The sequence below is a fragment of the Tomitella cavernea genome, assembly GCF_016599145.1.
Taxonomy (GTDB): domain Bacteria; phylum Actinomycetota; class Actinomycetes; order Mycobacteriales; family Mycobacteriaceae; genus Tomitella; species Tomitella cavernae.
The window spans coordinates 1-12,792 of record NZ_JAENKO010000051.1; the positions used below are offsets into that span (position 1 = coordinate 1).

The following is a 12,792-nucleotide window of genomic DNA, read 5'->3' on the forward strand; positions in this document are numbered from 1 at the left end:
GTCGGGCTCGGTCCTGCCCGCGGCGAGGCCGAGGCCGCCGGCGCCGTCCGCCACCAGGCCCCGCGGCGGGGCCACATCCTCCCTCAGCAACCCGCCCGTGCCGAGCCCGCAGGCGTGCGCGAGCTGCGGCAGGGCCGCGGCGGCTGCGAGGCCGGAGCCGATACCCACCGCGGAGTCGATGGCGCTGGAGACCACGACCGGCACCCCCACCTGTTCCGCGATGGCCAGCAGGCGCCGGATGCCGCCGAGCGGAGCGGCCTTCACCACGGCGATGTCCGCGCCCCCGGCCCGCACCACGCGCAGCGGGTCGTCGGCCTTGCGTATCGATTCGTCGGCGGCGATGGGCACGCGCGTGCCGCGGGCGCGCAGTTCCACCAGCTCGCCGACGGTGCTGCACGGCTGTTCCGCGTACTCGAGAGGCCCGTCCGCGCTCAGCGCCCGCAGCGCGCGCTCGGCCTCCGCCACCGACCAGCCCCCGTTGGCGTCCACGCGCACCACCGGGACCAACTCCCTCACAGCCGCCACCCGAGCGACGTCGTCGGCCAGGGTCTGCCCCCGCTCTGCCACCTTCACCTTCGCCGTGCCCGCACTCGGGAACGCCGCCAGCACCTCGGGCACCTGCGCCGCGGGCACCGCCGGAACCGTCGCGTTGACCGGCACCACCGGGCGCAGCGGCCGCGGCCACGGCCGCCAGGCGGATTCGATCGCGGACGCCAACCACGCCGACGCCTCCCCGTCGGCGTACTCGGGGAACGGGCCGAACTCGCCCCAGCCGTGCGGGCCGCGGATCAGCATCACCTCGCGCTCGGTGATGCCGCGGAAGCGCACGGTCATCGGCAGCGACACCACCGCCGCGCCGTCGCGCACCACGTCCAGTCGGGGCAGCACACTCACTGGCCCGTCCCCTTCCCTCTCCTCACCGTCGCGTCCTGCTCACGGCTGCCACGGCCGCAGGCGCACCATCAGCGCGTCCGCATCGGCCAGCAGCGTCCCGCCGTCCCACAGCCTGCCGGAGACGTACGTCTTGCGGCCGTCGGCCGAGTCCACCGTCGCCTCCACCGTGAGTTCCTTGTCCAGCGGCGTGACGTTCCGGTAGTTGACGGTGAGGTAGGCGGTGCGCGAGACCGGCTGCCCCTGCGCGTGCGTCACCATGCCGAACACGTCGTCGAACAGCAGCGGCAGCACCCCGCCGTGCGCAGCCCCGTTGCCGCCCAGGTGGTAGCGGCGGAACACCCCCGACGCCGTGACGCGCCCGGGCTCGAGCCCGGTGAGCGTCCACGGCAGCATGAGCAGGCTGCCGCGGCCCGGCAGCCCGACCGACCGGTTGGCCGGCGACTTCCCCTCCTCCGCGGCGTACGGGCGCAGCATCGCTGCGAGCTCCTCCGCCTTGTCCGCCGCCGCGCCGAACACTTCCGGTTCCGGGGCGGCGGACACGGCGAGATCCTGCAGGTCGCGCATCGCGGCGACGAACCGGCCGAAGTGCGGCCCGCCATCTTCGGGCGCCGCGCTGAACACGGGAAATCCGCCCCGGGGCGTGTCGCCGTCGTCCCGCACGGCATCGTCGGCGCCGGTGGCGCGCGTCATCTCTTCCATGCCTGCACGCTAACCGGACGGGCTTCCGCGGCGGCGGCCTATCCTCATGGCGTGACATTCCATCCTGAGTACTGGCAGTCCGTCCCCGGCTTCGATTTCAGCGACATCACTTACCACCGGCACCGCGAGCTCGGCGCCGTGCGCGTGGCATTCGACCGCCCCGACGTGCGCAACGCATTCCGCCCGCACACCGTCGACGAGCTCTACGCCGCACTGGACCACGCTCGCATGAGCGCCGACGTGGGGACGGTGCTGCTCACCGGCAACGGCCCGAGCCCCAAGGACGGCGGGTGGGCCTTCTGCTCGGGCGGCGACCAGCGCATCCGCGGCCGTAGCGGGTACCAGTACGCGGCGGGCGAGACCGCCGACACCGTCGACAAGGGGCGGGCCGGCCGCCTGCACATCCTCGAGGTCCAGCGCCTGATCCGGATGATGCCCAAGCCCGTGATCGCGCTGGTGAACGGCTGGGCCGCCGGCGGCGGACACAGCCTGCACGTGGTCTGCGACATGACGCTGGCCAGCCGCGAGCACGCGCGCTTCAAACAGACCGACGCCGACGTGGGCAGCTTCGACGGCGGGTTCGGCAGCGCGTACCTGGCCCGGCAGGTGGGGCAGAAGTTCGCCCGCGAGATCTTCTTCCTGGGCCGCGCGTACACCGCGGAGCAGATGCACGCGATGGGGGCCGTCAACGAGGTGGTCGACCACGACCGGCTCGAGGACGTCGGCATCGAGTGGGCCCGCGCCATCATGGGCAAGTCGCCGCAGGCGCAACGCATGCTCAAGTACGCGTTCAATCTGCTCGACGACGGCCTGGTGGGCCAGCAGCTCTTCGCCGGCGAGGCGACCCGCCTGGCCTACATGACCGACGAGGCGGTGGAGGGCCGCGACGCGTTCCTCGAAAAGCGCGATCCGGACTGGTCCGGACACCCCTGGTACTACTGAGGGCCGGACTCAGCACAGCGCCACTCTGCGCGGAGCCCTGCCACGACGGACCCCCGCCCTCACCCTGTGATGAAATGCGCGATCGTCCGGCTCAGGTTGTCCCATCCGCTGATCCAGTACGCAGCGGTGGCGATTCCGAGCAGCACGTACGTGTTCACAACGGCACCTCCCAGTTCGGCACCCTCGGCCCCTCTGTGCACAGTCTACTTTCGTCGCCGGTCCCCCGCCCGCGCAGCGGAACGGCGCCGGCGGTCCGGCCGGCGACTAACCTGAGTGGACCCACCCCGAGCAACCCCGGTCTGAGGACGCCACCCGCGCCGCAGCCACGCCCGAGCCACGGAGAAGCACCATGAGCGGAACGAACCCCGCGGACGGCCGAGTCCGATGATCGACCCGTTCGATCCGTTCAACACCGGCTGGCAGCGGCGCCTGCGCGACGTGGAGCGCGTCATCGACACCGGCGTCGGCATGGGGCTGGGCGTGGGCAGGTCGCTGTTCGGCTCGGACATCGGCTCGGCGCTCACCAACCCGATGAGCGGCAGCAGCGTCCCGCTCACGCCCGCGCAGTTCCTCCAGAACGCGATGCGCACCGTCGCCGAGCAGTTCTTGGACAAGCGCGTGCGCATGCGGGCCGGCGACGGCATGCTCACGCTCACGCCCACCGCACTGGACACCGAGGTCGAATCCCTCGGCCTGGCGCGCGGCCAATTCGCGCGTATCCGCGCGACGGCGGCCGACCTGCACTGGGTCAGGAACCCGGCCGATCCGGCCACCGGCGACGACCCCAGGCCCGGCCTGCAGGTCCATGTCGACCACGCCGAGGTCGACTGCCGCGACATCCAGCTGCGCACCGCCTATTCGTCTGCACTCGAATTCGGCACCATCGACGTGGAGCTGCGCCTGTCCGCGCACGAGCTGCGACGGCTGGTGCGCACGCAGCTGCCGGACCTGACCATCGACATCGATGCGGGCGGCGTCATGCGGGCGTCCTGGAGCCGTGCGCAACGCCTCGGCCACGTCATCGTGCTCCCCCAGGTGGTGGACGGAAACCTGCAGTTCTCCCCCACCGAGCTGCGGGTGTCGCGGCTTGCGCTGAGCAGCCGTCCCCGCGTGCGCGGACGTCCCCGGCAGATCCCCGGCCTGCGGGTGCGCACGCTGACTGTGCCGGAACTCCCGTGGAACCTGCGCCTCACGGAGGTCGAGACGGACCGGCGCACGCTGGTGCTGCGCGGCACGAGCGACAGGTCGGCGGGGCGCATCTCCACAATCCCCCTCAGCGAGCTCACCGGCCTCGTCCGCGCCGCTGTCCGATACGCGGGCCAGGGCGGCGCCGCGGCCGGCAAGGGGGACGGCGATGCGAAGTCCCCCGGAAACGCGCCGCGGCCTGCGCGAATGTGACGGTGCAGACATCCACCGGCCGCCAACGCAAAGCGCAGGGGCCGCCGAGGTGAACTCTGGGTGAACTTTCGCCGACCCGATCCACAACTCCCAGGTCAGCGAGATTCGCAGGTTAGACATTTCCGCCGAGGAGTCACACACTCGGCCTGTGACTGCAGAGTTGCTCGTACTCACGATCGTGATCGTCACCGCGCTGGCGTTCGACTTCACGAACGGTTTCCATGACACCGGCAATGCGATGGCACCCTCCATCGCCACCGGTGCGCTCCGACCCAAGGTCGCAGTCGCACTCTCGGCCACCCTGAACCTGCTCGGCGCCTTCCTGTCCGTCGCCGTGGCCGCCACCGTCGCCAAGGGCATCGTCTCCCTCGACGCGGTCCAGGGCGAGGCGCTGCTGTTCATCGTGTTCGCCGGCCTCGTGGGCGGCATCATCTGGAACCTGGCCACCTGGCTGTTCGGCCTGCCGTCGAGTTCCTCGCATGCACTGTTCGGCGGGCTCATCGGCGCCGCGCTGGCCGCGCTCGGCACCTCCGGGGTCGAGTGGGGCGGCGTCCTCGCCCGCGTCGTCCTCCCCGCGCTGCTCGCGCCGGTCGTGGCCGGCCTCGTGTCCACCGTCGGCACCCGCCTGATCTACAAGATCACCTCCCGCGTCCCCGCCGAAAAGCGCGGCCGCGGATTCCGCTGGGGCCAGATCGGCTCCGCGTCCATGATCTCCCTGGCACACGGCACCAACGACGCGCAGAAGACGATGGGCGTGATTTTCCTGGCGCTCGTCGCCCACGGCGCCATCAACGCGGACGACCCGATGCCCTTCTGGGTCAAGGCCGCGTGCGCCATCGCCATCGCCGCGGGCACGTACTTCGGCGGCTGGCGCGTCATCCGCACTCTCGGCAAGGGCCTGGTGGAGATCGACTCCCCGCAGGGCATGGCGGCGGACTCCTCGTCGGCCGCCATCATCCTCACGTCGAGCCACCTGGGGCTGCCGCTGTCGACCACGCACGTGGCCACGGGCTCGATCATGGGCACGGGCCTGGGACGCAAGGGCGCCGAGGTGCGCTGGGCCGTCGCCGGGCGCATGGCCATCGCGTGGGTCATCACGCTGCCGGCGGCCGGCCTCGTCGGTGCCGCCTGCTGGGCCCTCGCCCACTACATCGGAGGCGCCACGGGCGTCATCGTCGTGTTCGCCATCCTGCTCGCCATGGCCGGGTGGATGTGGAACCGTTCCCGCCGCCAGTCGGTCAACGCCGAGAACGTCAATGCCGACTGGGCCGCCGACACCGCGCCGGCCGGATCCCCCGACGCCACCCCCACCGCGCACTCCTCCCCCCCGCACGCCTCCACCCCGCACGCCTCCACCCCGCACGCCGCCGCGGCCGACGTCGCGCACGAGCCGCCTCCGTCCAAAGTGCACGCGACCGTCGGCGGCGGGTCGCGACGCTTCAAGGGAGCCGCACGATGAGCCTCACCAACACCCTCAATTCGCTCTGGCAGGTGATCGCCGTGGGCCTCGTCCTGGGAGCCGGCATCCCCGCAGTGTTCGCCGTCGGGCTGAAGTTCCTCTACGGTGGTGCGCTAGGCGTCGACGAGAACGGCGACCCCACCACCGCCGCCCCCTCGCCCGCCCGTCGGGCCGCCGCCTACGCCTGCTTCGCCCTGGTCGTCTGCGCGGTGACCGCCGGCATCGCGGCGATCGTCATCACCGGTGGGCACTGACCGAGACGAAGGAGGGCGTGTGCACCCGCTGATAGCCGCCGTGACCGGATGGCTGCGCGCCGGCTATCCGGAAGGTGTTCCGCCCAAGGACTATTTCCCGTTGCTCGCGGTGCTGCAGCGCAAGCTCACCGACGACGAGATCCGTGAGGTGGTCGACGCCCTCATCGAGGACGTGGAGACCCCCATCGAGGTCTCGGAGATCGAAGACACCATCGTCCGCCTCACCAGCGAGTCCCCGCTTGAAGACGACGTGAAGCGCGTCGCGGTGCGGCTCGCCGCGGGCGGGTGGCCGCTGGCGGACCCGGAGAGCATCGACGACGCCCCCGAGTGGCTCCGGAACTCCGGCGCCGCGCAGGACGCCGAGACCGCAGAGGAGAACGCGCCCACCGAGGAGGAGAGCGCTTGAGTTTTCCACCGATCGTCGGAGCCGTGGTCGACTGGCTGCGCGCCGGCTACCCCGAGGGCGTCCCCGAACAGGACTACATCCCGCTGCTGGCGCTGCTCGAACGCCGCCTCACGCACGACGAGGTCGAGATGGTGGCGGACGAGCTCGTGTCCCGCGGCGACCTGCCCGTCACCAAGGCCGACATCCAGGTGCTCATCACGAAGATCACCAACGAGATGCCGGCGGAACGCGACGTCAACCGGGTGCGCGCGCACCTCGTCGAAGGCGGCTGGCCGCTGGCGCACATGCACTCGTCGCCGCAGGACCGGCACTCGTCCACGCGCGAGCAGCACTCCTGGCGCGATCGCTGACCCGCCGATGACCGACCCCCGCCCCGCGCCGGCAGGCCGTCGGCTCGCCGCACTGCCCGTCCCGCCCACCGCGCGGGCTGCCGTGCTGCTGCCCCGCGTCGCCCGTGCCCTCGACGGAAGCGGCGACGCCCTGCTGCCGGTCCCCGCCGACGACCCCCGCGAGTCCGGTCGCCTCACCGGCGCCCTCCCTCCCGGTTCCGTCGTCGACGACACGGTGGCGATGGTCGTCGCCACCTCGGGCACCACCGGCACCCCCAAGGGCGCGATGCTTCCCGGCCCAGCGCTCGTGGCCGGTGCACGCGCCACGCACGGCAGGCTCGGCGGGCCGGGAACCTGGCTTCTGCCGCTGCCCCCGCACCACATCGCGGGGATGCAGATCCTGGTGCGTTCGGTCGTCGCCGGCACGGAGCCGGTGATCGTCGACGTCACACGCGGCTTCGACCCGGAAGACATCGTCGCGGCGACCCGGCGCATGCCCGTCGGCCGCCGCTACACGTCGCTGGTGCCCACCCAGCTCGTCAAGGTCCTCGACCATCCGGGCGCGGTGGACGCCTTGCGCACCTTCGACGCGATCCTCGTCGGCGGCGCCGCGACGCCGGCCGCGCTGCGTGAACGCGCCGAGGCCGCCGGGCTGGCGCTGGTGCGCACCTACGGGATGAGCGAAACGTGCGGCGGATGCGTCTACGACGGCGTGCCGCTGGACGGGGTGCGCGTGCGGATCGCCCCGGGCACCTCCCGGATCGTGCTGGGCGGACCGGTGGTGGCCGCCGGTTACCTGGGCGCACCGGGCCATCCCGCGTTCGCCGAACCCGGATGGTTTCGCACCGATGATGCCGGGGAGTTCGACGACGGCGTGCTCACGGTGACGGGCCGGCTGGACGAGGCGATCACCACGGGCGGGCTCACCGTGGTGCCGCAGGTGGTCGAGGCCGTGCTGGAGCGGGTGCCGGGCGTACGCGCGTGCGCGGTCGTCGGGCTTCCGGACGAGCGTCTCGGCCGGCGGGTCGCGGTCGCCATCGTTCCGGACACTTCGCCGCACGCCCCTGGAACCCCCGGGGCCCCGGGGACCCCGACGCTGGAAACGCTGCGCTCCGCCGTCGCACGCGAGCTCGGCCCCCGAGCGGCCCCCCGGGAGATGTTCGTGGTGGACGCGCTGCCCATGCGCGGGATCGGCAAAGTGGACCGGTGGGCGCTGCACGCCCGGTTGACCGGCGGCTGAGCGCCGGCCGCCGGAAAGCCTCCGCTACTCCGCTACTCCGCCACGTCGCCGAGCCCGTGGAAGCCGTAGCGCGGGTAGGCGCCGATCACCGCGCACTCGAACAGCCCCTCGCCGGATTCGGTGCGCCCGCCCTCCGTCAGTTCGCACCACGCGATGTTGTCGACGGGGCAGAGCATCCGTTCCCACGGCGCGATCTCCGGCACCGCCCTCCGCAGCTGCTGGACCGCGAGCGGCCCCTGCCACATGCCGTGCCGCCAGTCCTGTTCGAGTCCGTAGCCCGTGCCCACCCCGATGTACCCGGCCACCGAGGGGGTGCATTCGATCCGGAGCGGCTCGCCCAGGCCGCCGGCGCCGTCCCGTCGTTGGAATGTGAGCTCCGCGCCGGCCACCTCGCGGCCTCCCGGCACGAATCGCAGGCTGTGCTCCGGCAACGCCAACGGCTCCGGAGCGCGCCCCGGCGCCCGCCACAACCGCACGGCGTCCTCGACGATCCGCGCCCCGTCGGCGTCCTCCTGCAGGATCGTGATGATGACGAACTCGGAGAACCGCAGCACAGCGTAGATCCAGAAGAAGCAGGCGCGCTCGGTTTCGGCCGGCTCGGCGCGACGGCCGGGCGGCTCCGCCTCGCCGACGGGACGCACGCCCCATGACCGGTCGCGGTTGCCCGCCCACCCGGCATCGGTCACCGGCACCGTCTGCTGTGCCACCGTGATGGATCCCGACCACGTGCCGGTCTGCACGAACCGCTGCGTGTCGAAGGTGACGCGCCCCAGGCTCCGGTCGAAGTGCCGGGTCTCCAGGTGCGCCGGCGCGTCGGCGGTGAAGGTGAGATCGAAGGACAGATCGGGGTTGTCGGGCGAGGGTTCGAGGACCACGCGAAGCCGCCGCAGCCCCTCGATCACTTCGATGCGCAACGGTCCGACGGCGGTGTCCATCCGGTCCTCGCCGAGCGCCTTCGACGCGCGCACCACCAGGTGGTCGTCACCGCGGCGCAGGACGGCGAACGCGTCCGCAGTCCCGAGGTTGGGGTACTGGCCCATACCGATGATGAGAAGGAACGGCGCGTCGGCCCCGGCCGGTCCCTCTCCGTCGAGACGCGGGGCGCAGTTGAAGTAGTAGCGGTCGTAGAAGTTGCGGTCGGACGTCCCGACGTGCCGGATCACCTCGGCGATCTGGTGCACCGGATAGTCGTCCATCGGGCTCAGCGGAACGCCCGGCGCGGCACCGCCGGGCGCAGCGCCCGCCACCCCGGTCACCGCGCGGTCTCCGCACGTGCGGGCCAGTAGGAGCCGTCGAGCATCTCCTCCAGGCTCGCGCGGTGCATGATCATGTCGTCGGGGTCCGCGGGCTGCTCCGCCTGCCCGAAGGCGATGGTGCGGCGCTGGATCCGGTACATGATCACCGCCTGGCGCAGCGCGGCGTAGGTGACGAACCACTCGAGGTTCCGCACCGCGTGACCGGTGCACCGCACGTAGTGGTCTGCGACGTCGGCACGGCGGAGCATCCCGGGCAGGCCGGGCAGCCCGGCCGCGGCGGCGAGGTCTTCGAAGAACCTGTGCAGGAATATCATCCAGCCCAGGTCCATCTCACGCGGTCCCAGCGCCGCCATCTCCCAGTCGAGGACGCCGGCGGGCCGGAAGTCACGGTAGACGATGTTCCCGATGCGGGCGTCGCCCCAGCACAGGACGGCCGGTCCGGCCACCCCCGGCACCGTCGATCCGAGCAGCTCGAGTGCGCGCTCGATCAAGGGCGAGCGCGGCCCGCCCTCGGAGGCCCACTCGTAGTAGCGGCGTTGCCCGTCCAGGTGCGCGCGCAGGGCGCCCACCGCGTCGGCGGGGGCCGGCACCGCCGACCTGCCTGCCGACCCGTTCAGCAACCGCTCCGGTTCCGCCATCGCATGCAGCCGCGCTAGCACGTCGATGGACGACTCCTGCAGGCGCCGCCGATGCTCCGGGGAGGCTTCGGAGACCCACGACCCGAAGTTGTAGGGCATCACGTCCGGAGGGATGTCCCCATCCACCCGGTCCATCACCAGGAACTCGCGGCCGAGCGGCTCCGCAGAAGGCTCGTGCCAGTGCACACGCGGCACCGGCACGGCCGTACGCTCGCCCACCGCCCGCATCACGGCCGCCTGCAGGCCCAGGTCGTACGACGGGAACACCGGCATCGCGTCCTCGCCCGGCGCCATGCGCAGCACCAGGCGATGCAGGTTCCGCGCCCCTTCGGCGGTCCACGTCGCGTCGATCAGCACGGTGTCGCTGGACATGCCGGCCGCAGTGGGGACCGCCGTCTCCCCCACCTCCGGCCGCGCGTCGGCGCCGACGGCGCCCACCAGCCAACGCCGGAAGCGGCCCGCGAGGTCGGCCGCGTCCGAACGGGAATCCGACGGCCGGGCGACCTCGGTGAAATCCGTCCGCGTGTCCGATGAACCGTCCGGCATCAGTGCCCCTCGAGTACGTCGTCGTATCGCAATCCCCCTGCAGTAGTGACACACTGTAACGGCATAGAATGCGATGTGCAATGGATCACAGACGAGGGGGCAAGACGTGGAGCGCACGGAATACGCCCGCGGCCCGGTGCACGGCAGGCCGCACCGAATGGGCCCGCAGCGCAATCCCGACATCGACGCCGCCGCACTGCACGCCGCCCGTGCGCTGCTCGAGGAGCGCGGATACAACCGCACGAGCATCGACGCGATCGCCACGCGCTCCGGGGTCAGCCGCCCCGCCATCTACCGGCGGTGGAGCTCGAAGGCCCACCTCATCCATGACGCCGTCTACCCGTCCGTCGAGCCCGGCGACCTCCCCGCGGACGACCTGATCGGCGCGGTCTCCACGCTCGTCGCCGGCGCGTACGGACTGTTCGGCGCCCCCGCGGCGCGCGCGGCCGTACCGGGACTGATCGCCGAGACCCGATCCGATCCGGAGCTGCACAGGCGCCTGGTCATTGAGCAACTCGGCCCCCTGCGCGCGGCGCTCGGCCGCCTCCTCGACGAGGCTGCCGCCGCGGGCGCGGCCCGCCCTGGCCTCGACATCGACACGATCATCGACGCCGTCGCCGGCGCCGCGATTTTCGCCGTGTGCCTGCGCGACGCGGATGACGCGGAGCAGTCGGCGAAGCGCATGATCGACCTCCTGCTGCGCGGCATCCTCGACCGCGGGTAGCGCGCGGCAAGGCGCCTGCAAGCGGGCGCACAGGGCGTGCAAGAGTTCTGCAAGCGCGCATCCCCACGCTGGTCGGCATGACAGCAACAGAACTGGCGGACCCGCGTTCCGCCACCACAAGCCCGCCGGCCATCGAGGCCGTCGACCTGGTCAAGGAATTCGGCGGATTCCGCGCGGTCGACGGCGTCAGCCTCACCGTCCCCACCGGCACCGTCTACGGGGTGCTCGGCCCCAACGGGGCCGGCAAGACGACCACCATCCGTATGCTCGCCACGCTCCTACGCGCCACGTCCGGCGAGGCCCGGATCTTCGGGTACGACGTGCGCCGCGCACCGACCGCGGTGCGCTCGCTCATCGGCGTCACCGGCCAGTACGCATCGGTGGACGAGGACCTGTCCGCCACCGAGAACCTCGTCGTCTTCTCGCGGCTGCTGGGCCTGAGCCGCCGGGACGCCCAGCGGCGCGCTGCCGAGCTGCTCGAGGAGTTCAACCTGGTGGAGGCTGCGGCGCGTCCGCTGAAGAACTTCTCCGGGGGCATGCGCCGTCGGCTCGACCTGGCGGCCAGCCTGATCTCCGCGCCGCCGCTGCTCTACCTGGACGAGCCGACCACCGGCCTGGACCCGCACGCGCGCAGCCAGATGTGGGAGACGATCCGCGGGCTCGTCGCCGACGGTTCCACGGTGCTGCTCACCACCCAGTACCTGGACGAGGCCGACCAGCTCGCGGACCGCATCGCCGTCATCGATCACGGCCGCGTGGTGGCCGACGGCACCGCGGACGACCTCAAGGCGTCGATCGGCGGTTCGTCGCTGCAGATCACCCTCGCCGACCCGGCGCAGAGCGACCGCGCACGGGTGATCATCTCCGAGGCCCTGGACACGCCCGTGGGTGTCACCGCCGAGTCGGGCCGGCTCACTGCGCCGATGATCGACCCGGGACAGACACCCGAACTGCTCATCCACCTGCGTGAGCACGGCATCACCACCGCCGAGCTGACGGTGCAGAAGCCCAGCCTCGACGAGGTGTTCCTCACCATCACCGGCAGGCCGGCCGACTCCGATGACGCCACCCCCGGCACCGCCGACGCCGGATCCGCACAGAACGGGGACGCAGCATGACCGCCACGACCACCAGCACCGCCCCGCCGCGGCCCACCCGCCCCGCCACGCAGGCGGTGCCCCGCCGCGCGGCGGAGGCGTCGAACACCGTGAGCCTGCGGCAGACCCTTGCACACACCCGCACCATGGCCTACCGCGGGCTGCTCAAGTTCAAGCACAACCCGGAGCAGTTCTTCGACGTGGTGGTCCAGCCGATCATCTTCACGCTGATGTTCACCTACATCTTCGGCGGCGCGATCTCCGGCGCCGTCGACGACTACCTCCCGCTGGTGATCCCCGGAATCCTGGTGCAGACGGTCATCACCGCGTCGATCGTCACCGGCACGCAGCTGCGCGAGGACATGGACAAGGGGGTGTTCGACCGATTCAAATCGCTGCCGATCGCGCGCATCGCGCCGCTGTCCGGGGCACTGTCGGCCGACGTGGTGCGCTACACGCTGGCCACCGTGATCACCTTCATCGTGGGACTGATCATGGGCTACCGCCCCGGCGGGGGCGTACTCGGCGTCGTCGCGGCGGGCGTCCTCGTGATCGTGTGCGCCTGGGCCATCAGCTGGATCTTCGCCTTCATGGGCGTGGTGATGAACAAGGCGTCGACGGTACAGGGCGTGTCGATGATCGTGCTGTTCCCGCTCACGTTCATGTCCAACGCGTTCGTCCCGGTCGAGACCATGCCCGGCTGGCTGCAGGGCTTCGTCAAGGTCAACCCGGTCTCGCACCTCGTGAGCGCAGTCCGGGAGCTCGCCAACAACGGGCACGTGGGCATGGAGGTGGCCTGGGCCCTCATAGCGGCCGCCGTCGTGGTGCTCGTCATGGCACCGATCACCGTGCGCGCCTACATGCGCAAGGCCTGACGGCCCCGTCGGGAGCGACCCCCGAACGTGGCCGG

Annotated in this window: 14 protein-coding genes; 10 read left to right on the plus strand and 4 right to left on the minus strand. The window is 71.8% G+C overall.

Annotation, left to right across the window (positions count from 1 at the left end; translation table 11 throughout):
• Together JJ683_RS15420 and JJ683_RS15425 are read right to left on the minus strand one after the other, a co-directional pair.
• On the minus strand, positions 1-894 hold an 894-nt coding region (locus JJ683_RS15420), incomplete at its 3' end, for an o-succinylbenzoate synthase (protein ID WP_200175427.1).
• A gap of 39 nt (positions 895-933) precedes the next feature.
• On the minus strand, positions 934-1,584 hold the full coding sequence (locus tag JJ683_RS15425; RefSeq protein ID WP_200175457.1) for a PaaI family thioesterase: 651 nt from the start codon (positions 1,582-1,584) through the stop codon (positions 934-936).
• A 60-nt stretch (positions 1,585-1,644) separates the two neighbouring features.
• Between JJ683_RS15425 and JJ683_RS15430 the strand changes: the two genes are divergently transcribed.
• The 7 genes from JJ683_RS15430 to menE all read left to right on the plus strand — a co-directional run bounded on the left by JJ683_RS15430 (position 1,645) and on the right by menE (position 7,621).
• Positions 1,645-2,535 carry a 1,4-dihydroxy-2-naphthoyl-CoA synthase gene (locus tag JJ683_RS15430; RefSeq protein ID WP_200175429.1) on the plus strand — a complete coding sequence of 297 codons (891 nt, stop codon included), beginning with the start codon at positions 1,645-1,647 and terminating at the stop codon, positions 2,533-2,535.
• A 384-nt stretch (positions 2,536-2,919) separates the two neighbouring features.
• Positions 2,920-3,933, plus strand: coding sequence for a hypothetical protein (locus JJ683_RS15435; RefSeq protein ID WP_200175431.1), 1,014 nt, complete (start codon positions 2,920-2,922; stop codon positions 3,931-3,933).
• 148 nt (positions 3,934-4,081) lie between these two features.
• Complete coding sequence (locus tag JJ683_RS15440) at positions 4,082-5,392, plus strand: inorganic phosphate transporter (protein ID WP_200175433.1); 1,311 nt, start codon at positions 4,082-4,084, stop codon at positions 5,390-5,392.
• A complete protein-coding gene (locus JJ683_RS15445) occupies positions 5,389-5,646 on the plus strand; it encodes a hypothetical protein (RefSeq protein WP_200175435.1) in 258 nt (85 codons plus the stop codon). The genes JJ683_RS15440 and JJ683_RS15445 overlap by 4 nt, the downstream gene beginning before the upstream one ends.
• A gap of 19 nt (positions 5,647-5,665) precedes the next feature.
• On the plus strand, positions 5,666-6,052 hold the full coding sequence (locus tag JJ683_RS15450) for a DUF3349 domain-containing protein (protein ID WP_200175437.1): 387 nt from the start codon (positions 5,666-5,668) through the stop codon (positions 6,050-6,052).
• Entirely contained in the window at positions 6,049-6,402 is a 354-nt protein-coding gene (locus JJ683_RS15455; protein WP_200175439.1) for a DUF3349 domain-containing protein, read from the plus strand. Before JJ683_RS15450 ends, JJ683_RS15455 begins: the two co-directional genes overlap by 4 nt.
• Positions 6,403-6,409: 7 nt before the next feature.
• Entirely contained in the window at positions 6,410-7,621 is a 1,212-nt protein-coding gene (gene menE / locus JJ683_RS15460) for an o-succinylbenzoate--CoA ligase (protein ID WP_200175440.1), read from the plus strand.
• A 32-nt stretch (positions 7,622-7,653) separates the two neighbouring features.
• Here the strand turns inward: menE and JJ683_RS15465 are convergent, their stop codons facing one another.
• Entirely contained in the window at positions 7,654-8,817 is a 1,164-nt protein-coding gene (locus tag JJ683_RS15465; RefSeq protein ID WP_200175459.1) for an Rv3169 family protein, read from the minus strand.
• A gap of 56 nt (positions 8,818-8,873) precedes the next feature.
• A complete protein-coding gene (locus JJ683_RS15470) occupies positions 8,874-10,061 on the minus strand; it encodes a phosphotransferase family protein (protein ID WP_200175441.1) in 1,188 nt (395 codons plus the stop codon).
• Between the two features lie 106 nt (positions 10,062-10,167).
• Here JJ683_RS15470 and JJ683_RS15475 point away from each other — a divergent pair, with 106 nt between their 5' ends.
• The 3 genes from JJ683_RS15475 (at position 10,168) to JJ683_RS15485 (ending at position 12,757) form a co-directional block, all read left to right on the plus strand.
• Positions 10,168-10,785, plus strand: a complete 618-nt coding sequence (locus JJ683_RS15475) for a TetR/AcrR family transcriptional regulator (protein ID WP_307810969.1) — start codon at positions 10,168-10,170, stop codon at positions 10,783-10,785.
• Between the two features lie 77 nt (positions 10,786-10,862).
• Positions 10,863-11,903 (plus strand): ATP-binding cassette domain-containing protein, encoded by a 1,041-nt coding sequence (locus JJ683_RS15480; protein WP_200175443.1) that lies wholly within the window; start codon positions 10,863-10,865, stop codon positions 11,901-11,903.
• Entirely contained in the window at positions 11,900-12,757 is an 858-nt protein-coding gene (locus JJ683_RS15485) for an ABC transporter permease (protein WP_200175444.1), read from the plus strand. The genes JJ683_RS15480 and JJ683_RS15485 overlap by 4 nt, the downstream gene beginning before the upstream one ends.
• The last annotated feature ends 35 nt before the right edge of the window (positions 12,758-12,792 follow it).

Bases quoted from the DNA above. Each gene is read 5' to 3' on its own strand.
- JJ683_RS15480 (WP_200175443.1), top strand. From the start codon at position 10,863: ATGACAGCAACAGAACTGGCGGACCCGCGTTCCGCCACCACAAGCCCG.
- JJ683_RS15445 (WP_200175435.1), top strand. From the start codon at position 5,389: ATGAGCCTCACCAACACCCTCAATTCGCTCTGGCAGGTGATCGCCGTG.
- JJ683_RS15435 (WP_200175431.1), top strand. From the start codon at position 2,920: ATGATCGACCCGTTCGATCCGTTCAACACCGGCTGGCAGCGGCGCCTG.
- JJ683_RS15485 (WP_200175444.1), top strand. From the start codon at position 11,900: ATGACCGCCACGACCACCAGCACCGCCCCGCCGCGGCCCACCCGCCCC.
- JJ683_RS15465 (WP_200175459.1), bottom strand. From the start codon at position 8,817: ATGGACGACTATCCGGTGCACCAGATCGCCGAGGTGATCCGGCACGTC.
- menE (WP_200175440.1), top strand. From the start codon at position 6,410: ATGACCGACCCCCGCCCCGCGCCGGCAGGCCGTCGGCTCGCCGCACTG.
- JJ683_RS15470 (WP_200175441.1), bottom strand. From the start codon at position 10,061: ATGCCGGACGGTTCATCGGACACGCGGACGGATTTCACCGAGGTCGCC.
- JJ683_RS15425 (WP_200175457.1), bottom strand. From the start codon at position 1,584: ATGACGCGCGCCACCGGCGCCGACGATGCCGTGCGGGACGACGGCGAC.